At 51.9% G+C, this 17,451-nt stretch carries 26 protein-coding genes; 1 reads left to right on the forward strand and 25 read right to left on the reverse strand.

The window, feature by feature from the left end; translation table 11 throughout:
• Positions 1–11: 11 nt before the first annotated feature.
• The 24 genes from JC793_RS12235 to JC793_RS12345 all read right to left on the reverse strand — a co-directional run bounded on the left by JC793_RS12235 (position 12) and on the right by JC793_RS12345 (position 15,835).
• Entirely contained in the window at positions 12–713 is a 702-nt protein-coding gene (locus JC793_RS12235) for a C40 family peptidase (RefSeq protein ID WP_218428424.1), read from the reverse strand.
• A 2-nt stretch (positions 714–715) separates the two neighbouring features.
• Positions 716–1,474, reverse strand: coding sequence for a phage minor tail protein L (locus tag JC793_RS12240; protein WP_218426303.1), 759 nt, complete (start codon positions 1,472–1,474; stop codon positions 716–718).
• Complete coding sequence (locus JC793_RS12245) at positions 1,471–1,806, reverse strand: phage tail protein (RefSeq protein ID WP_182090130.1); 336 nt, start codon at positions 1,804–1,806, stop codon at positions 1,471–1,473. The genes JC793_RS12240 and JC793_RS12245 overlap by 4 nt, the downstream gene beginning before the upstream one ends.
• Entirely contained in the window at positions 1,803–5,063 is a 3,261-nt protein-coding gene (locus tag JC793_RS12250) for a phage tail tape measure protein (RefSeq protein WP_218426304.1), read from the reverse strand. Before JC793_RS12250 ends, JC793_RS12245 begins: the two co-directional genes overlap by 4 nt.
• 25 nt (positions 5,064–5,088) lie before the next feature.
• On the reverse strand, positions 5,089–5,361 hold the full coding sequence (locus JC793_RS12255; protein WP_416381810.1) for a phage tail assembly protein T: 273 nt from the start codon (positions 5,359–5,361) through the stop codon (positions 5,089–5,091).
• 23 nt (positions 5,362–5,384) lie between these two features.
• The gene (locus JC793_RS12260; protein ID WP_046025123.1) at positions 5,385–5,702 is read right to left on the reverse strand and encodes a phage tail assembly chaperone; all 318 of its coding nucleotides are present in this window, start codon (positions 5,700–5,702) and stop codon (positions 5,385–5,387) included.
• 69 nt (positions 5,703–5,771) lie between these two features.
• Positions 5,772–6,239, reverse strand: a complete 468-nt coding sequence (locus tag JC793_RS12265) for a phage tail tube protein (RefSeq protein ID WP_098935582.1) — start codon at positions 6,237–6,239, stop codon at positions 5,772–5,774.
• A 59-nt stretch (positions 6,240–6,298) separates the two neighbouring features.
• Complete coding sequence (locus tag JC793_RS12270; RefSeq protein ID WP_025154456.1) at positions 6,299–6,634, reverse strand: hypothetical protein; 336 nt, start codon at positions 6,632–6,634, stop codon at positions 6,299–6,301.
• Entirely contained in the window at positions 6,631–7,080 is a 450-nt protein-coding gene (locus tag JC793_RS12275) for an HK97-gp10 family putative phage morphogenesis protein (RefSeq protein ID WP_218426305.1), read from the reverse strand. Before JC793_RS12275 ends, JC793_RS12270 begins: the two co-directional genes overlap by 4 nt.
• Positions 7,073–7,396, reverse strand: coding sequence for a phage head closure protein (locus JC793_RS12280; RefSeq protein ID WP_186749077.1), 324 nt, complete (start codon positions 7,394–7,396; stop codon positions 7,073–7,075). Before JC793_RS12280 ends, JC793_RS12275 begins: the two co-directional genes overlap by 8 nt.
• Positions 7,397–7,406: 10 nt before the next feature.
• Complete coding sequence (locus JC793_RS12285) at positions 7,407–7,709, reverse strand: head-tail connector protein (RefSeq protein ID WP_004239763.1); 303 nt, start codon at positions 7,707–7,709, stop codon at positions 7,407–7,409.
• Between the two features lie 86 nt (positions 7,710–7,795).
• The gene (locus tag JC793_RS12290; RefSeq protein WP_186749078.1) at positions 7,796–9,013 is read right to left on the reverse strand and encodes a phage major capsid protein; all 1,218 of its coding nucleotides are present in this window, start codon (positions 9,011–9,013) and stop codon (positions 7,796–7,798) included.
• A 9-nt stretch (positions 9,014–9,022) separates the two neighbouring features.
• Positions 9,023–9,631, reverse strand: a complete 609-nt coding sequence (locus JC793_RS12295; protein WP_004239758.1) for an HK97 family phage prohead protease — start codon at positions 9,629–9,631, stop codon at positions 9,023–9,025.
• Complete coding sequence (locus JC793_RS12300; protein WP_218426306.1) at positions 9,621–10,844, reverse strand: phage portal protein; 1,224 nt, start codon at positions 10,842–10,844, stop codon at positions 9,621–9,623. The genes JC793_RS12295 and JC793_RS12300 overlap by 11 nt, the downstream gene beginning before the upstream one ends.
• On the reverse strand, positions 10,834–10,995 hold the full coding sequence (locus JC793_RS12305; RefSeq protein ID WP_218426307.1) for a hypothetical protein: 162 nt from the start codon (positions 10,993–10,995) through the stop codon (positions 10,834–10,836). The genes JC793_RS12300 and JC793_RS12305 overlap by 11 nt, the downstream gene beginning before the upstream one ends.
• Complete coding sequence (locus tag JC793_RS12310; protein ID WP_218426308.1) at positions 10,992–12,722, reverse strand: terminase large subunit; 1,731 nt, start codon at positions 12,720–12,722, stop codon at positions 10,992–10,994. Before JC793_RS12310 ends, JC793_RS12305 begins: the two co-directional genes overlap by 4 nt.
• A gap of 3 nt (positions 12,723–12,725) precedes the next feature.
• A complete protein-coding gene (locus JC793_RS12315; RefSeq protein ID WP_046025040.1) occupies positions 12,726–13,199 on the reverse strand; it encodes a phage terminase small subunit P27 family in 474 nt (157 codons plus the stop codon).
• 146 nt (positions 13,200–13,345) lie between these two features.
• The gene (locus JC793_RS12320; RefSeq protein WP_107678681.1) at positions 13,346–13,699 is read right to left on the reverse strand and encodes an HNH endonuclease; all 354 of its coding nucleotides are present in this window, start codon (positions 13,697–13,699) and stop codon (positions 13,346–13,348) included.
• Positions 13,700–13,743: 44 nt separating this feature from the next.
• The gene (locus JC793_RS12325) at positions 13,744–14,055 is read right to left on the reverse strand and encodes a hypothetical protein (RefSeq protein ID WP_107678682.1); all 312 of its coding nucleotides are present in this window, start codon (positions 14,053–14,055) and stop codon (positions 13,744–13,746) included.
• A gap of 454 nt (positions 14,056–14,509) precedes the next feature.
• Positions 14,510–14,743 (reverse strand): Rz1-like lysis system protein LysC, encoded by a 234-nt coding sequence (lysC, locus tag JC793_RS19830; protein WP_431739788.1) that lies wholly within the window; start codon positions 14,741–14,743, stop codon positions 14,510–14,512.
• Positions 14,661–15,038, reverse strand: coding sequence for a hypothetical protein (locus JC793_RS12330; protein ID WP_107678684.1), 378 nt, complete (start codon positions 15,036–15,038; stop codon positions 14,661–14,663). The genes lysC and JC793_RS12330 overlap by 83 nt, the downstream gene beginning before the upstream one ends.
• Complete coding sequence (locus tag JC793_RS12335; RefSeq protein WP_181257571.1) at positions 15,035–15,193, reverse strand: hypothetical protein; 159 nt, start codon at positions 15,191–15,193, stop codon at positions 15,035–15,037. Before JC793_RS12335 ends, JC793_RS12330 begins: the two co-directional genes overlap by 4 nt.
• On the reverse strand, positions 15,175–15,651 hold the full coding sequence (locus JC793_RS12340) for a lysozyme (protein ID WP_111759703.1): 477 nt from the start codon (positions 15,649–15,651) through the stop codon (positions 15,175–15,177). The genes JC793_RS12335 and JC793_RS12340 overlap by 19 nt, the downstream gene beginning before the upstream one ends.
• Entirely contained in the window at positions 15,644–15,835 is a 192-nt protein-coding gene (locus JC793_RS12345; protein WP_004240322.1) for a phage holin family protein, read from the reverse strand. Before JC793_RS12345 ends, JC793_RS12340 begins: the two co-directional genes overlap by 8 nt.
• 670 nt (positions 15,836–16,505) lie before the next feature.
• Here JC793_RS12345 and JC793_RS12350 point away from each other — a divergent pair.
• Positions 16,506–16,823 carry a hypothetical protein gene (locus tag JC793_RS12350; protein ID WP_107678686.1) on the forward strand — a complete coding sequence of 106 codons (318 nt, stop codon included), beginning with the start codon at positions 16,506–16,508 and terminating at the stop codon, positions 16,821–16,823.
• On the opposite strand, the gene JC793_RS12355 is transcribed toward JC793_RS12350, so the two are convergent.
• Positions 16,775–17,392 carry a DNA methyltransferase gene (locus JC793_RS12355; protein ID WP_247717244.1) on the reverse strand — a complete coding sequence of 206 codons (618 nt, stop codon included), beginning with the start codon at positions 17,390–17,392 and terminating at the stop codon, positions 16,775–16,777. The two genes, JC793_RS12350 and JC793_RS12355, sit on opposite strands and share 49 nt — an antisense overlap.
• Positions 17,393–17,451 lie beyond the last annotated feature (59 nt).

A 17,451-nucleotide genomic window follows, 5' to 3' on the forward strand; every position in this document is an offset into this window, starting at 1 on the left:
GCCGGAGCGGGTCATATCAGTTGCTCATGACGCAGTACCATCACTGTACGGTCACGCCAGTAACCACCATACGGCACCCGCTGACTCAGGTGACCGTATAAGTGATGCAGAAGCATGTTGTCAGGCAATAAAATACCGGCATGATTGGCAACCGGTGCCTGTACCTGCATCACGATGACATTACCGGGTTGCGGGTCGTCAACCTGAATAAATCCCGCTTCCCGCCAGTTATCGGCGTAACGGTTCTCACCCTGCTCCCACCAGGGGTAATCCACCCGGTAATCCGGCAGTTCAATGCCACGTTCCTGCCGGAACCAGCTCATGACCAGCCCCCAGCAGTCGGTAAACCCGAGCACAAACGGCCGACCGAGTAATGGCAGCTCACCGCGTGGCTGAACAGTCCGCAGATCCCCCTCCGGCCAGCTGACGATATACCACGGCACACCGAGAGCATCACAGTGTGCTTTATCAAGTTCTGACGGCCGAGTGGTAGCATCCGGGTGACTGTGCACAATACCGGTCACCGTACCCCAATCCTCAGCAGCCGCGTAATCCTCCGGCGATAATACAAAATGCTCTTCCGGCGTAGCCGCGATATTGCGGCAGGGAAAGTATTTCACCACACGGGATTTTTGCGCTATTACTCCGCAGCACTCGCGGGGATATTCACATTCTGCGTGTGCAAAAATAGCTGCCTGAATGTTTTTACGCATCATTATTTCCTCAGTAATGAGGTTCCCGGAAAGCCGCCGAACGGGATCGGATTATTTTTCCCGAAACGGGGAAAGCAACCGGTATTCAGCATGCCGCTGCACTGATCCTGTGCCGGGTCATCCACGCGGTTGCCGTATTTGTCAAAATACCCGTTCTGCCCGGCATAATCACAGCCGTCACCGGATTTGTATTTGCCGCGTATGCACCAGGTACACATTGCATGCAGTTGCCGCGTCGGGATCAGCACCCCCTGCAAATCCATCGGGCTGGCTAATTCAAACCCGATAACTTCGTTAGTTTCTGAGGATTTGCTGTCGATATAAAAGACCGAGACTTTTTCCTGGGTAGGATCTGCCGCCGGGTTGCCATCCGGAAAATTCGCCGCATCCAGATAGTGTGCCAGGGTGTCGTGTATCGTGACTTTCGCTTTCAGCATGTCATCGTATGCCAGACACAGCGCGGTGATTGAACCGTCGAGGTTTGCCACCGATAACTTCGGCTGTGCGCCGGATCCGGTGGTGGATGCCTCTATCCCTTCAATCTGCGCAGGCCAGGCCCGATACTCCTCTCCCTGCCACCAGATGGATTTCGCCGGTAATTTTTCCGGATCACCACCGGCGGCTGTAATTTCTGCCTCTGTATGTGGGATGTTGTATGCATGGAACCGCAAAATATCCGGCGCACCGAATGCGGTACCGTCAACCTCAAAAAGCCGGACGGCATTACCCGGTTCCAGCTTCTGGTAGTCATTTGTGATCATGGTTTAAATGCCTGGGTAAAAGTGAGAGAAAGTGAATAGTTGTCACCGCCGAGCGGGGTGAGCTTATGCTCGTCGCACCGGTACAGACCGACCGGCTCAAGCGGGGGTTTCCACTGAAAAGCCTTTATGCCGCCGTGACGGTCGATAAACTGACGGATAGCCGCGATATACTCCCCGCGACCGGTAAATTCCAGTGACCACTTCTGGCTGCGGGCGTTAATACCGTCACCGGACACCTGCTCATAACCATCACCGAACTTCACCCTGCGGGTTTTATAGGTGATGTCCTCCGTGGGATTAACACGGGGACACCAGGTGAAAATTTCAATCATTGACGGCCCCCTTTCGCAACCGACCAGATGGCACCGCCGGGCCGCAGGTCTGTATTAATCAGCGCCCGGTAACGCTGGTCTACATACTGCCCAATCTCCCGGCCAAACTGTTCATAACCAGCTGACGACTGCGTCTGGCTGCTGCCGTTACTGTCAATGGTAATAAACACCTGTGGTGCTGCAGAACCGGTATTCTGATTTCTGCCGATCGCCCGGACACCGAGAGAGCCATCCGCCGCCCGTGTTAACGGCATAATCGCTTCCGGTCCGGCCTCACCCATCAGCCCGGCACCTTTGGCAAACGCAAAATAAGTCGGTGTGCTGACTATCTGATTACTGTACGCACTCAGGCCCGGGGAGTTATAAACTCCGCCTTTGGCATTTGCCGCGGCACCTCCCAGGAAGTTACCGACAGCACCAATCCAGCCACCGGCATCTGACATGGATTTCAGGCTGTTCACGATGGCAGCGTTGACCAGTATTTTCTGGATGGATTTAAGGACATCTATTGACCAGTCGCGCCAGCTGGCTTTATTTCCGTTCAGCATGTCAGTGATGTTATTCACCATACCGCCCATGGCGCTCTGCACTGCTGATGCGGTTTGCTCCGCATAATCTCCGGCCTCAGCAACCCAGTCTTCCATCCCCCGGGTAACCCCGCTGGTCCAGTCAGACTGAACCTCCTTTATTTTCTGATATTTCAGGTTGAGCGCATCAATCTCCCGGTTATAAGCTTCGGTCGCACTTTTTCCCTGATCAGATTTGGCATAAACACGATCAATCTGCTGACGCTCATCGTAAAGACTGCGCCGGTTTCCGCCCATTCCCCGGGTTTTATCAATTTGCTCCGCTTCGTCACTGAATTTCCGGGCTCCGTCACGCATCGCTTTCAGCGCATCATCCATTTCACGCTGCTTTCTGACCGCCTCATCGGCCTTTTGTGTCCACTCCGCCAGGGCAACAGAGGATGCGCGGATCGCTTTTCGCTGCTCATCCGTCCATTTGGTACCGGCCTCATGCGCAGCCGCATACAGCTCCGCGGCCTTCTCTCCCTGCGAGGCTCTGACTTTCTGAACCTCCGTGGCCACACTCAGATCCGCCATTTTACGGGCATACTGCTCCGCCTGACGTTCCGCTTCTTTCTGCTCTTTATTGAAAGCACTCTGAGCACTTTTACCCGCTTTCAGTTCCTTACTCAGCTTTTCCTGATTCCGGTAGGCTGCCACCTGATTATCAATATACTTCTGCCGGTTATCGGCAAATTCAGGTTTATTCAGCAGACCGATATCATCTGCGGCAAACTCAGCCTGCCGGATAACACGGGCTTCCCCGGTCAGTGCGGACAGTTCTTTGTCCCGCTCTGATTTTTGAATGAAATCCTGCTGTTTTTCGCTGAGAGGCGCTGCCGGGATACGCATCGGGCTGTTAACCAGAGCCAGGCGGTTAGTCAGGATCTGATTTCCGGCAGACATTATCCGGTTAAATTCGCTATGCTCCGCATTCACCATCAGTAATGAATGACGCATATTATTCTGGGCAGCAGACTGCTGACGAATAAGAAAATCACGCTGACTTTCGACCGCCTTCAGTGCTGACTGAATCTCTTCCGATTTTTTGCTCAGCTCATTGAGCCTGCTCTGTTCAACAGAAAGTTCACCCTGCGCAGCCGCCAGGGATTTAACCGCATCCTCCTGACTGATCAGATGATTAATCAGATAGCCGTTGATGCTGGGGCCGGGTGAGGCCAGCATCTGCTGATATCCTGCTATCGCTGATTTTAATCTCTCGACTTTCTGACGCTGCTCATCAACCAGTTTATTTTGCACCGCCAGCGATTCTTTGGTTTTACCAGAGTTATCAGCGGTTTCCGGCAGCGTCATTTTATTAAGATTGGCACGAACCTGGTCAATGGTGGCGGCGTATTCAAGTGCGGACTGTCTTGCCTGTTCCTGCTTCTGGTACATGGTGTACCAGGCACCGGCACCCAGCATCACCAGCCCCGGAATACCACCGACCAGCCCCAGCGCACCACCAAGAAGACGTGAACCGACAGATGTGACGTTATTCAGGTTGTTTTGTGCGATATTGCGGGCGTTAATATTGCGTGTAACGGATGCCTGTACAGCGGCAAGCCGCTTTTCTGCGCCTGCCTGCGCATCGGTTCCGCGTGCAGCTGCCAGTGATTTTTGTGCCCGGTACTCTGCCGCACGCGCTCTGGCAACCGCAATTTGTGTCCCGCGCAGCTGGGCCTGCGCAAGAGCGACCTCGCCTTTTGCGGCACTGACCACCCCGGAGGATGCTTTAACCACGCTGGCGGTCAGTCCACCGAAATACCGTGCCAGGCCAACCCCGACCAGTGCCCCTGCAACAGTGGCGATGGTATCTATATTTCCTGCAATACCATTCAGTGCCCCGGTCAGTGTGCTGGTTGCACCAGATGCCTCATTAGCCCCGCCCACCCACGCCATAAAGGCGTTTTCCACCTTTTGCGAAGCCATACTGACGGTCTGCGGTAACTGCTCAAATTCTTTTCTGAGTTGCTCCGTATTTGTCAGGATCGGGACGATTTTATCCGTGGTCAGCTGCCCGCTCTGCGCCATATCGCGCAGCCCGCCGATGGTGGTCCCCATCCCGTCAGCCAGCAGTTTTGCCAGCCGTCCGCCGTTCTCCATCACCGCGTTAAATTCTTCACCGCGCAGAACACCGGAAGCCAGTGCCTGACTGAGTTGAGTAATAACAGAGCTGGCTTCTTCGGTGCTTGCACCGGACAGCTTCAGTGAAGTTGCGATGGTTTCAGTGACTTTTGCCACATCCCCCGAGGCATAACCCGCATCACGCATCGACTGTGCAATACGGGCATACAGGTTGGTATTTGCCGCCAGTGACGTGCCGGTACGCTGGCTCAGTGACATCAGTTCCTGCTGAGCACGGCTGAAATCCTCCGCAGACACAGAGGCCAGTTTCAGACGGCCGCTTAACTGACTCCAGGTATCGGCATAACTGATAAGCTGCTGCGTGGCAAAAGCACCGGCCATGCCCCCCATTACACCGGTTACCGTGGATTTTATTGATGACAGTTCATTATTCAGTTCACTGATTGCCCGTTTCGTTTCGCGTGATGCCGATGCTGCTTTGCGTCCGCCCTGCTCCAGCGTCCGGTAATAGTTCTCCCCCATCCGTGAGGCGCGCGCTATTTCAGACTGAAACGAGGAGGAATTTGCCGATATTTTAATAATAAGCTCACGAAGCTTTGCCATTACGTCCTCTGCTATGTCAGTACAATCAGGTTTCAGATACCGATTTCAGAAAACCCTCCAGCCCGTCATCTGCCTCACCGTTACCCGTTTTTCCCCATTGCAGCATCGCATCATTCAGGCTGAGTTTGCCGCCCTGTGCGCCGTACAGCGATGAGACAATATGGGCCGTCTGTATGTCACTGCGGATGTCCCCGATCGGACTGAGGCGGTCAAAAGCCATCCACATGGTCAGCTCACCGGCGCTCATCGTTCTGGTCAGTTCATCCACTGTACGCCCCATCCGGAGCGCCAGTGTCATCAGAAAAAACATCCCGGGCTGTGCTACTTTTTTTCCGCTTCATCCGGCGTGGTCATCAGGTCAAGCGCCTGTTTCAGTAAACGGGCATGAACCGGCCCGTAAACAGCCATCACTTCTTCAGTGTCGTCATCACTGAACACCCGCTCTTTATCTTCATCCAGCAGCACATCAGAAAACATCACCACATCTGCACGCAGATTGCGCTGCGCCTGTTCTGCCTCTGACAATTTTTCATCACCGTCTGCGCCGGTATTCATCAGCTCACGCCATCTGAGCCAGGCTGCCGAAGACGGTTCCCGCAGAATAACGGTGACTCCGCTCCATTCAGGTACCTTCACCATCTTTGAACGGAAGGCGTTTTTTGGACTGAGTGCCAGTTCTTTTAATGACAGTTTCGGATTCGCCACGGCTTATTCCCTCTTTCCCGGCTCAGTTACCGCCCCATTTTTCAGCGGAACAGGCTTACCTTTCATGCGCAGCGTGAAAGACGCGGTGACCAGCCCGCTGGTTGCCGCACTCCAGCTGTTCTGACGGACTTCTGCCAGGAAGGCATAACCATTACCTGACGGAAATTCCACTTTGAACGCATGAATAGTATCTTTGTCATAGGCAGTACGCAGAACTTCCTGGCCTTCATCCGGTGACCAGTTACCGGAGATCGTGATTTCCCCCGGAGAGGCCAGCCCGTTGGTCATTTCCTGCTCCGTTGAGCACAGGGTTGTGACATCAATATCCGACTTCTGACCACCGGTATAACTGATCTCTTTGGCCGCACAGGCCAGCGGCAGAAATTCTGCGGATGCGGGGTTCACTTCTGTTGCAGGCAGCTTTGAAATACTGATTTTCGTGCCCTGCGTTTTTTCATATTTGCTCGGCATGATTATTTTCCTGTAAGCATAAAAAAAGCTGCCGCAGCAGCTTGTTGTTCAAGATTACGTTATTGCCAGACCTGACACTCCAGCGTGGCCCGGTAAAGCGAGGTATCCGCTTCATAGCCCTGCTTTTCTGTGAACTCCGCCGGTGAAAGCGGAGAAACAGCAGCAACAGACAGTTCACGGATCCGGCGGGCTTCATCGATGGTTTTTGCATACACATCAATCTGGATATTGGTCATTGTCTCAGCACGGCCGCACAGCACATCGCCGCCGGTATCATAAAGTGAAAAAACACACCACGGCGGCTGAATTTTGGGTTCATCCTGCGGAGCCACATACGGGAAAACCCTGCCCGGCAGCACCGGGGCAAGCAAAGAAAACAAATCAGATTCTTTCATCCGCTCAGCACCTTATCGATAGCCTGACTGAGTTTGCTCAGCGCCAGATCCGCGGCCTCATCCGCCTTACCGTCAAATGCCGGGCGTATAAAGGGTTGTGGTGCCATTTTTGATGTACCGTTTTCCAGAAAGCGCCAGTAAAACGCATTACGCGGATCGTCCGTTTTCAGTGTGTTATCACTGTTGGTTCCTGCGGCGTTGGTTCCCCGGATGTACACCCCCGAGACAACCTCACCTTTATAACGGCTCCGCTGACCGCCGGTAACGATATTACGCACTAACCTGCCGGTTCTGCGGGGTGCACTCTGCCGGACCTCATCCCGCAGCATATCCGCTGCGGCTTTCGCAGCCTCCCGCAGCACACGGGTATTTTCAGCCCGGCTGAGTGATTCCAGATCACGGGATAGTTCAGCAAAACCGGACAAATCCAGCCCCATATCAGCCATCTTTCACCCCCTGTTTACACAGCAGTTCCAGCCGGGTAAATTTCACATCCGGGATCACAGCCTGAATATCGTAGACCTGACCGCGATATACCATCCGGCATGCAGGATGAATATCCGGCCGGTACCGCATCCATACGCGGACCGTTATTTCTGACATTTCCGCTCCGGCGGTCAGCAGTTCCCGGCCATTGACGGGTCTGACTTCCGCCCAGGTTACGGCAACGGGCAGCCATTGGTTTTCACGCTGGCCGGACGGTAAGATAACCCGTTCAGCACGCTGAAATGTGACGCGATGCCTTAATCTTCCGGCCTGCACAGTGCGCTCCCTATAAATTGATGAACCTGTACGGTTCAAGCAGCAGAAAGAAGCCCGCCGGTATTGCCGCATTTTCCCGTGATTCATACAGGTAACCAACGCAGACCAGCAGGGCCAGTTCTATATCATCCGTAACCGGTAATCCGTCCGGATCTGATGCAGGAACCTCTGTGTCATAAAGATGACGGTTAATATAATTTTCAGCCCGCTTCACGGCCGCCCCCAGGTAAGTCAGAAGCAACTCATCCTCAAGGTCATTATCCTCATCAATACGGCACTGCATTCTCAGTTTTTCGAGTGTCGGTAACGGCATATTTCCCCCATGCCTGCGGCCGCTTCAGACCGCAGGCACAAAAAAACCGCAGTTAAGCGGCACACAGGATTGCAACGGTATGACTATCAGGCAGCTTTTGCCACCAGCGCCTTAATCGCTGAGGTATCTTCCAGACAACAGTCAAAGCGGTGAAACGCCAGAAACGCGGTCTGGTCAAATTCAGCATAACGCTCGACCAGACGTTTCAGCGTCATATAAGTGACACGGCGGACAATAAAACGGTCAAAATCACCACAGAAGATAAATTTTTTACCGGCTTCCATACTGTCAACCGCCTGATCAATCACATACGGCATACCCAGAATTGTCGCGGGAGCAACACCGGTGATTTCCGGCAGCCACAGCGGACGCTTGTTACCATCCTCCATTTCCGTGAGCACTTTCAGGGTGCTGTCATTAAAGGCCAGCCGGAACTTAGGGCTGTTGCGGTACGCCGGATCAATGGCGTGTTTCAGCGCGTTGATGTCTTTCCAGCTGAATGCGGCTGTTTTCGCGTTTACCGTGCCTGTCACGGAAACATCCAGGCCTTTCGGCTGCACCGGCGTACCGGCACCGGTACCTTTCACCAGGTATTTAGCCTCACCACGGCCGATACGCTGCGCGATACGGGCGGCAAGGTAGGATTCAATATTGATCCCGCTGTCCTGCAGCAACTCATTTGATACACGGATAATTTTGGAAGACAATTTTTTGGCACCGAGAATGGCGGTGCCGAATTCCACATCCTGTTCACTGGCAGCGGTGTTTTCCCCCAGCAGTTCACCTTCCTCCGCTGTGCCGTCCGATGTTGACCAGGTAATATCCTGGCCGTCCGCCGTCGGCAGAACATGAGAAACCGAGACAATCCCGCCGTAGGCTTTCATCTGCTCAACAACTTTGTTCAGCATCTTAACCGGGACGGTATAGCCCCCTTTCTCATCCGGGGATGTTCCCTGAGCCCGTAATTCCCTCACGGCCTGACGTTCTTCTGCTGTCAGCTCACCGAAACCATGGCGGAGAAAGCGGTCAAATGCCGCTGCGCGGCGCTCTGCGGCTTCACTTTCCGGATTACCGTTCTGTTTTCCGCGCTGTTCCGGCTCCTGATCATCCACAAAAGCCTGATCTGCCGCACGCAGTTCCTCTTCACGGGCAATTTGTTCATTCAGACGATCAAACTCTGTTTTGGCCTTATTCCACTCCGCACGCTGTTCTTCGGTCATAACACCGTCACCGACCTTTTCATGGATTGCACGCATTTCGGTGGCGATGGTATTACGTTTCTGTTTTAATTCATGAAGTTTCATAGAATTGCCTTATACATTCATTAAAGTGAGAAGACGCTCACGCGCCAGTTTTTCATTGACAGCTTTGGCTATACCGCCGCTGTCGCGTGCTTCTTTCCACGCCTCCATTGACCGCACGGTTGAATTTGCGGCCAGATAGGCCGGATAAGTCACCGGACTGACATCATAGAGACGGGAGATCCGGTGAATTTCACGGACAACCATGCCGTCATCATCCTGATACCAGTCATCGCCGTTCACCGCCACGCTGAACGCGAACGAACTCTGACTGACATCCCCACGTAACATCGGAGCAACCACAAGGTCCCGGATAGTTTGTGTATCCGGCACCGTAATATCGTAGGCCAGTCCCTGTTCGCTGATACTCAGCGATAACGTTCCGGAAGCAGACCGGCCGAGGATATAATTGCGGTCATGATTGAACAGCGCCCGCACATCATCATTCAACACATCGTCAAATGCGCCGGGTTTAATAATTTCGCGGAATCCCCACATCGGCTCGGACAGGGAGTTAAACACCGAAGCCAGACCGATAATGTGGGCCGGTTTATCCTCTTCCCCCGGAGCGGCCCGGATCTCACCGCTGTAGCTGCGGGTTTCTCTTTCATTACTGCTCATCTTTTTCACCACCTTCTGATTTACTGCCGTCCGGTTGTGCGGCATTAACGCTGACCAGCATCTCATCCAGTCCGTCAACCGGGTTCATATCCTCAAATGCCCGTGCCTCATTCCGGCTCATCCAGCCGTCAGTAATGGCATAATGATAGAATTCAGCCCGCTCTCTCGGGGTTCCGCGCAGTAATCCGGCCAGATTAAACCGGACATAAAATCCGGCGCAGCGCTCCTGCCGGGTGAACAACCGCCTGTTAAGCTCCTGTTCCCAGTTCACCACCCACGGCATGATCGTATGCCGGACAAACTGAATGGATTGTTCAGAAATGTTGGAGAATGTCGCCTTTTCCAGATCATTGATCATGTGTGCCGGTACGTTAAAAATCCCGGCAATCATGGAGCGGTTCAGCTTCAGCATATCGATCAACTGAGCATCCACCGGGGAAACGGTCAGGGCTTTGTAATCCAGGTCAGCAGGCAACAGCATGGTTTTGTTTTCCTGACTGCGCAGCGCTGCAGACGCTTTCTGCCACATATCTTTCAGTCTGAGCCACCCGTCTTTCTGTAACTCCCCTTTCACTGAGACGATACCGGCCGGACGGGCATTACCGCCGAAGAAAGAACTGGTGTATTTCTGACCGGACATCCCCATGCCGATGGTTTCCGCATGCTGCACTATCGGACTGAGCCCCATCCGCTGGTTATTACCCAGCGCCCGGATGTGGATCATGTCATCCGGACTGACAGCAAAATTCCCCTGTTCGTTATAAACACCGTAGGTATACCGGCCACCTGTGTTAAGCAGTGCGGTTTCCCACGGCATACAGGCTTCCAGACTGGTCACCTCACCGCGACTGTTACGGATCACCTGCGTGTAGCCGTTTCCCCAGCCGAGAATATGGCGCTCTTTGGTTTCCCGCCATTTATAACTGGTCTGCCATTCGTTCGGCTCATCGTGAACAAGGTGAAACACAGGATGATCGCGGGCAGTCTCAACCTTATCGCCGGTTCTGCGCATCACATGCAGCGGCATCTGTGCTATTGAGGAAGAAAGAACATAAATACAAGCATATACAGCAGCCAGTTTCATCGAGGTTTCCGGGCTGACATACACATCTGCTTTGAACAGACCATCTGCATCAACAGAATCTGCACTGATGGGTACCGCCGGATTCTCAATACTGGTCGGTGTATCGCGGAATAATGCATCAAGAAGCACGTTTCCCCCTCATGGCCACAGCCAGTGAATAGATAACCATTGCTGACCCGCCAATCACCAGAGAATCCGACAGACCGTATTTCAGGTAACAGCCTGCCAGCACCGCGCCGAAACCTGTCAGGGCGGTGAGATCAAGAAGTATGTTTTTCATAGGAATAGAATTTCTTCGTCAGGATCCAGAGAGGAAAGGAAGTCGCTGCTGTCCCCGCCGTTCACCATCTGGCGTGATTTGGCAGTAAACAGGGCAAACGGCCCGTCAATTTTGTTTTCCGGTGTCGATTTGTTCGGGAAAATGTTGTCATTTCTGTCCGGTTTTACCGTCACGTTAGACATCATCCAGGACATTACCGGGTTGTGGTCATGGTGAAATTTGCCGGAATATACATCGGCCTGAACGGTTTTCATCGATTCAGACAGGTTTTTCACCGTCTGCGCCACCTCCACCAGCGGAATACCTTCTTCCGCCAGGCGGCGGGAGAACTGAACGGCACTCCACGGGTCAAAACCGAGTTCACGTAAATCCTCACCTTCGCACCATGCCAGAATATCGGCTTTGATGATGTCGTGATCGACAACCTCACCGTCCGTCAGTTCAAGATAACCAGCAGCTCCCCATTTCCGGTACAGGTCAGCGATATGCTTCGGTGCAGTCACTACTCTGTCCTCCGGCAGCCAGAATTTGCACTTCATATGCAGTTGTCCGCGCGGATCCTCATACACTTTAACGGCTGCGGTCACATCGATTTTGTTTGACAGATCCACACCAACCCAGACCGGGTAATTTTTCAGCTCATCATCCGGCGCATTTTCAGGGCAGCTGTCCCACTTACCGGTATCCATCCAGGCGGATTCGGCATTCACCCACATATTGAGGTGCTTGGTCAGGAAATTAGGCCGGGCCGCAATCTGCTCTTTTGCCTTTTTCGCCAGGCGGCGCATATCGTCAAAACGCTTACAGACACCCAGCCCCGGATTAGCTTTTATCCAGATGCTTTCATCGAACGGGTCATCATCCTCATCCGGTGTGTAAATTGCCGCGAAAAAGGTGTCATCCTCCACCACGCCCCGCAGCACCTTGATGGCGTAATCCCGCAGTTCGTAGCAGATGCCCTCGCGGTTAAATCCCGCTGTGGTGATCGCAAACAGCAGGGATTGAAGACGGGCACCGGTCGCGGTTTCCAGCACATCCCACACATCACGGGTTTTGTGGGCATGAAGTTCGTCCACAATGCCGCAGTGAATATTCAGGCCGTCGAGGTTATTTGCGTCACTGGACAGCGGCTCAAAGTTGGATGCAGACCGCTCCTGGTAAATCGCCAGCTTGTTAAATTCAAACAGGCGGCCGAGTGAGCTTTTGGCCTTTTTGACCATATTTTTTGCATCTTCAAACACAATACGGGCCTGGTCACGGGTGGTCGCAGCCGAGTAAACCTCGGCGCCACCCTCACCGTCAGCGCCGGTCATGTACAGGCCGATACCGGATGAGAGGGTGGATTTAGCGTTTTTACGCGCAACTTCGTTATAGGCCGTCCGGAAGCGACGAACCAGCACCGGCTCACCGTCATCATCGTACTGAACCGCCCCGGTGAGTTCATCAACCAGCGGGATCACAAAACCAAAAATATTAATCAGAATAAAGGTATGCCACGGCATCAGCTCAATCGGCTTACCTGCCAGCGCCCCTTTGACATGCGGGACGAACCGGTAAAAATCCAGAATATGCCGGGCGCGTTCCTCCATGAAATAAATACCGCGCTCAGGGCCGTATTCCAGATCATCAAGAAACCGCTGACACGCCAGGCATATCAGTTCGCCCGTAACTATTTCTCCGGCAACCACCTGCTCGGCGTACCGGATCCCGTCTGCTACGGTTGCCATTCATCATTTTCTTTGTTTCAGAAATGCCTCGAAAGGGTCTTCTTCGGCTGGTGTGTTACCGGATACCTTGGCCCGGGATGCCGGAGTGATACCAAACTCTGACATCATTTTGCAGATATTGTTAAATGCCCGGTCCCGCATAGCCACCTGCGGATGCGCCCGGATAATAATGTCACCCGTACTGGTCGTGGTCTGATAAGACTCCCCGACTTCAGCGATCACATCACGGTGATGGCGCCACTCGATGTATGCGCCGATCATTAATTCCAGTGCCATCCCGTCAAGTCTGGTAATTACGCCGATATCATTAAGTTCTTCGGCCATCCGCCTGAACCAGTATTTTTCCTGTTTAGAAAAATGCTTCGGAGTTGGGGGTACCCCTGACGGTGGTTTTGGTTCTTTTTTATTGATCGGGCGTTTTGATGGGTTACCCCTGACCAAACGCAGATGTGTCGGGGTTCTTGGTGGTCCTGACATAATAGATATCTCCTGTTAATACATGCTGGGGGAACCCCAAAAAAAGTTTTCTAACCTGCGGCGATGTGAAAAAAGGCAAGGCGGCGGTCCTCTGGCGGTGGAGCGGCAGAGATTTGACCTCCCCCTCCCCTGTGCATTGCAGCGGTTCAGCCGCGATTGCGTTCAGTTGCCGTCTTCCGGTAGTGACATGGCCAGCACAGGCTTTGCAGGTTGCTTTCCGCATCGGTACCCCCATGTGCTTTCGGAGTGATGTGGTCGACTGTCTTTGCTTCAGTTGCCCGGCCTTCACGCAGACATTGCTGGCACAGATGTTTATCCCTGTTCAGCACCCCAGTACGCAGACGGTCCCACTTTGTACCGTACCCGCGTTCGTGTCGGCTCCTGCCCTGCTGGTGGTTCTCCCACCCTGTATTGCGGTGTTCTTCGCAGTATCCGCTGCGGTCTGTGGTTGTCTTTGCGCAGCCTCGCTTGCGACAGGCGCGTGGTATACGTGGTGGCATAGATTTCCCCAATAAAAAACCCGCCGGAGCGGGTTATGTATTTGTTACGGTCTTTGCCAGGTAGCTCTGTGTTTTTTGCATTCCCGCATTACGGTGCTGATACTTCTCCCCGGCGGAGATTCCATTGCTACAGTCTGCTGGAATGATCCTCTCTTTAGCGGATCAAGGTACTCAAATGTTAGCTCTCCGACTTTAGCCCACAGATAACACTCTATTCCGCCAACTACTGACTTAATTTCTGCTGATACGATCGCTATTGTTACATCGCCACCGTGCTCCCCCATGATTTCATATTTCAAAAAATCATTGTCGCCATTGTCTATGTATATAGTTTTAAGCACATTATGCAGAATCATACAATTCCTCACCGTTGTGGCATGTACCCCGATACTACATGATGGCGGCAGACTTGCATAAACCTCTATCAACGCCACTCGTAAGCGACGTATGCGGAGTTTTATAAAATACAGGCAATAAATAGACCGCAGGGCGGTCTATTGAAGTGTTGCTGTATAATTATGTGGTTAGTCAGCAGGATAAATAATTTGCATATGCATCCCTGATTTGCCGAAAACCTTAATACAGCGAGCCTCGAAATCCTTATAATCAAGTGTTGTTGATTAGTACGCGAAGCAGCCTGTATATTGAACATCGTAGTTAGAGTAAATATTCTTCTTCAATTGCCTTACCGCCCTGTTTTACAGGGCTTTTTTTTGATTTTTTAATCGAATTGAAATTACGGAAGTTCTGAGGGTATACTCAGTACGAAAATAACAATAACTACTTCTCTAATATTCCATATGCGCCCCTTTATTCTGGGGCTTTTTTTTGCCTCTCCGCTTCAATCTCCCGTATTGCCCGTTTATCGTGATTGCAGTTGGCAATGTATTTCATAGCATCAGCCAGCAGCTCTACGGCACCACCGAACGTCAGATCATCCGGTATATCTACCTGCTCACAATCAGCGGTCAGTTGCGGCGGAAGCGGCACCACCGGCGCGGGTATTAATTCCGGTCGCGTATCTGCGCAACTCACTGACAGCATCAGCGGGAACAGGAGCAGCAGCGCATTCACTGTCTTTGAAAACAGTTTTGATAACAGTCTTAACTTTGACATGCTCTGTGTCCTCGGCCCGTTTGGCTTTGATGTTGTCGAGTGCTGCGCGGTGTCTGATGGCAACGGCTGAAAGCGTAATGGTGTTTATCGCCTGCTGTGCTGATAACTGGCCTGAGAGTACTGTGTTACTCACTTTCAGCTGTTGGTTATCTCGGTAGGTGTCATATACCCACCAGGCGGCAGCAATAAACAGCGCGGCAATTACCGCTTCTTTCCGGTTCATAACGCTTCACACTTATAATGGATCACACCGCCCAGCGGGTTACCCGGCAGAGGCTTACAGTGATTCGGGAGTGAATACAGATAACAAACCGACAGCAGAGCAGTAGTCAGCAGGATGATAGCAATGATGATCAACGTTAAGGGGTTCCGTGGCATACCGCGTTCTCCGTATCCCGCCGGTTAATCAGTCCGTGCCACTGCTTGCCACCGGCAAATGTCCAGCGTTTCATTTCGTCACACGCACCGGCGATATCACCGGCATTGAGTTTGCGCAGCATAGTGGAGCGCGAGAACGCGCCGGGGCCGACGTTGTAGACAAATGAATAGATGGCCGCCCGGGTATTGTCATCAATCGGCACTTTGATCATAGGATCAACCGCGCGCCGGACTTTCGTCAGGTCGTCGTGCAACAGGGCCTTGCATTCAGCGTCCGTGTACAGCTTGCCGGGCTGAATATCACTGCCGGTATGGCCATAACATACGGTGAGCACTCCGGCCACATCACGATAAGGCGTATACTCAACACCTTCATATACGGGGATCAGCACCAGCGCACCGGCAATTGCCCCAGCAGTACAAGCAGCCATGACCTTTTTAACCAATCGCTTATTCATGATGTTCTCCGGCTTTCAACTGAAATTCCTTCCGTTTGTAATACCAGTTCACCAGGAACGTACCGACAGTACAGATGATCCCGGCAACAATAGCCCACTGGTCCAGAGATAAAACGCCAAAAGCAGAGGTTATAAGTCCCCAGGCGTATGCTGTAGGGCTGGAATATTTGTCAGACATGCGCATATCCACCCCCTGCGGAGTGTTCCGTATGTTGAGTGATAGGGGTAATGCCGCAACCGGGTTATATGTTTTAAACAGGTTAAAGTGAGGTGGCTGCGGCATTATTCGGAATCCCACCAGCGGCGGGAAAGCAATAAGAAGAGCACTGAGACCGAATACGGATTAGATAATGAGCCTGTCGTATTCCAATGCTCTTATTGTTGCGGACAATAAAAAAGGCCGCACATGGCGACCTTTGTAATACGTTTTTTTTAATTCACACAATAAATATCTGATAGATAAGTCGAGAAAAGACATGTTCACATGCTTAATCGTTTTTCAAACTTATCACGGATAAATACGTATTTTCAGGCTATAATGATAAGGTAACAAAAACCTGAATTTATATGAAAATAATATCGTTTATTATTTATGCCGGTTATTCCCAAACCGGCTTTTTTTTTGTCTGAAATGAGAGCCTGATTTAGCTCAGCCAGGCTGCTATGCGCTAACAGGGCCATCGCTACTAATATTCAGCTGGAACAACCGAACATGTGAACTATCCGGACATTCCGGAGAGTTGAAGCTTAACGCATCCTTATATACACCATGTGCAATGATATATATGTTTAGATTTCATTTACGTTTGTTTTGTATAATCCACAGACATTTTAAATTGAAACGGATTCAGCAAATGAAAAAATCAATCGTAATACCTATTGTCCTTGGTTTCCTTTTAAGTGGCTGCGCAGTTAAAAATGACAATACCAAATTTAATGGATTAGGCCTGACATATCAGTCCGATATTCAAAAAACAGACGATGGTCATTACCTGGCCTCCGTGGAGTCAGCTCCGGCCGCCGGTAGACAAAGTGGCGCAGAAGCTCAGGCAATTAAAAATGCAGCATCATATTGCGCCGCACAAAACAAGGCTGTAAAAGTGATAAAGACAGAAATCGATTCTCATTTAGTTGTGAACGGTGTAGCCCACGTTACTTTTGAATGCAAATAAGCGATATCTGTCAGTTCCCGCTTCGTCCGCTCAAACCGCTCCGCTTCCATTTCCACACCCAGAACGCGGCGGTTGTACTTCAGGGGTGCTTTCAGTGTCGCCCCTGATCCCATAAAGAAATCAGCGACCAGATCACCTTCCCGGCTGCTAGCTTTTATGATGTGCTCCATCATTGCGGCCGGTTTTTCACAGGGGTGCTTTCCGGGGTAATACTGAACCGGCGGAAATGTCCACACATCGGTATAAGTCACATCAACTGATACCATGAAGTAACGGCGCAACAACTGATACTGATCTGACAGTTCGTAATATTCACGCCGGAGGGTGCGCAGCTCACTGACCAGATCATCATGTTCACGGCATGAAGGGTTATTTCGCTGACACTCTGCGGCTTTCCTCTGAAAAAGTGCCTGTAATTTTCGGTAATCCACTTCATTCGGTAACTGCCACTGACTATACCCGAACCAATGTGACGACATCTGCTTGCCGGTTGCCTGGTCAATTTCTTTTGCCGTGATACCCAATGCATCACGCGCCTGCCGGAAATACTCAATCAGCGGGTTAAACACATTTTTCTTTAATTCATTCCGCCGCTGATGGTACTCACTGCCTCTTCCTTTTACCTGTC

Origin of the sequence: Morganella morganii (assembly GCF_019242955.1) — a bacterium.
In the GTDB taxonomy this organism is placed as follows: Bacteria; Pseudomonadota; Gammaproteobacteria; order Enterobacterales; family Enterobacteriaceae; genus Morganella; species Morganella sibonii.

What these genes read in the sequence shown, in the direction of transcription:
- JC793_RS12285 (WP_004239763.1), bottom strand. Translation starts at nt 7,709, where the DNA reads ATGCCGTTACCGACACTCGAAAAACTGAGAATGCAGTGCCGTATTGAT.
- JC793_RS12240 (WP_218426303.1), bottom strand. Translation starts at nt 1,474, where the DNA reads ATGATCACAAATGACTACCAGAAGCTGGAACCGGGTAATGCCGTCCGG.
- JC793_RS12270 (WP_025154456.1), bottom strand. Translation starts at nt 6,634, where the DNA reads ATGAAAGAATCTGATTTGTTTTCTTTGCTTGCCCCGGTGCTGCCGGGC.
- JC793_RS12330 (WP_107678684.1), bottom strand. Translation starts at nt 15,038, where the DNA reads ATGAACCGGAAAGAAGCGGTAATTGCCGCGCTGTTTATTGCTGCCGCC.
- JC793_RS12235 (WP_218428424.1), bottom strand. Translation starts at nt 713, where the DNA reads ATGCGTAAAAACATTCAGGCAGCTATTTTTGCACACGCAGAATGTGAA.
- JC793_RS12260 (WP_046025123.1), bottom strand. Translation starts at nt 5,702, where the DNA reads ATGGTGAAGGTACCTGAATGGAGCGGAGTCACCGTTATTCTGCGGGAA.
- JC793_RS12340 (WP_111759703.1), bottom strand. Translation starts at nt 15,651, where the DNA reads ATGAATAAGCGATTGGTTAAAAAGGTCATGGCTGCTTGTACTGCTGGG.
- JC793_RS12305 (WP_218426307.1), bottom strand. Translation starts at nt 10,995, where the DNA reads ATGAAAAACATACTTCTTGATCTCACCGCCCTGACAGGTTTCGGCGCG.
- JC793_RS12320 (WP_107678681.1), bottom strand. Translation starts at nt 13,699, where the DNA reads ATGCCACCACGTATACCACGCGCCTGTCGCAAGCGAGGCTGCGCAAAG.
- JC793_RS12245 (WP_182090130.1), bottom strand. Translation starts at nt 1,806, where the DNA reads ATGATTGAAATTTTCACCTGGTGTCCCCGTGTTAATCCCACGGAGGAC.
- JC793_RS12335 (WP_181257571.1), bottom strand. Translation starts at nt 15,193, where the DNA reads ATGCCACGGAACCCCTTAACGTTGATCATCATTGCTATCATCCTGCTG.
- JC793_RS12275 (WP_218426305.1), bottom strand. Translation starts at nt 7,080, where the DNA reads ATGGCTGATATGGGGCTGGATTTGTCCGGTTTTGCTGAACTATCCCGT.
- JC793_RS12315 (WP_046025040.1), bottom strand. Translation starts at nt 13,199, where the DNA reads ATGTCAGGACCACCAAGAACCCCGACACATCTGCGTTTGGTCAGGGGT.
- JC793_RS12350 (WP_107678686.1), top strand. Translation starts at nt 16,506, where the DNA reads ATGAAAAAATCAATCGTAATACCTATTGTCCTTGGTTTCCTTTTAAGT.
- JC793_RS12265 (WP_098935582.1), bottom strand. Translation starts at nt 6,239, where the DNA reads ATGCCGAGCAAATATGAAAAAACGCAGGGCACGAAAATCAGTATTTCA.
- JC793_RS12290 (WP_186749078.1), bottom strand. Translation starts at nt 9,013, where the DNA reads ATGAAACTTCATGAATTAAAACAGAAACGTAATACCATCGCCACCGAA.
- JC793_RS12325 (WP_107678682.1), bottom strand. Translation starts at nt 14,055, where the DNA reads ATGATTCTGCATAATGTGCTTAAAACTATATACATAGACAATGGCGAC.
- JC793_RS12310 (WP_218426308.1), bottom strand. Translation starts at nt 12,722, where the DNA reads ATGGCAACCGTAGCAGACGGGATCCGGTACGCCGAGCAGGTGGTTGCC.
- lysC (WP_431739788.1), bottom strand. Translation starts at nt 14,743, where the DNA reads ATGCTGTCAGTGAGTTGCGCAGATACGCGACCGGAATTAATACCCGCG.
- JC793_RS12255 (WP_416381810.1), bottom strand. Translation starts at nt 5,361, where the DNA reads ATGACACTGGCGCTCCGGATGGGGCGTACAGTGGATGAACTGACCAGA.
- JC793_RS12295 (WP_004239758.1), bottom strand. Translation starts at nt 9,631, where the DNA reads ATGAGCAGTAATGAAAGAGAAACCCGCAGCTACAGCGGTGAGATCCGG.
- JC793_RS12345 (WP_004240322.1), bottom strand. Translation starts at nt 15,835, where the DNA reads ATGCGCATGTCTGACAAATATTCCAGCCCTACAGCATACGCCTGGGGA.
- JC793_RS12250 (WP_218426304.1), bottom strand. Translation starts at nt 5,063, where the DNA reads ATGGCAAAGCTTCGTGAGCTTATTATTAAAATATCGGCAAATTCCTCC.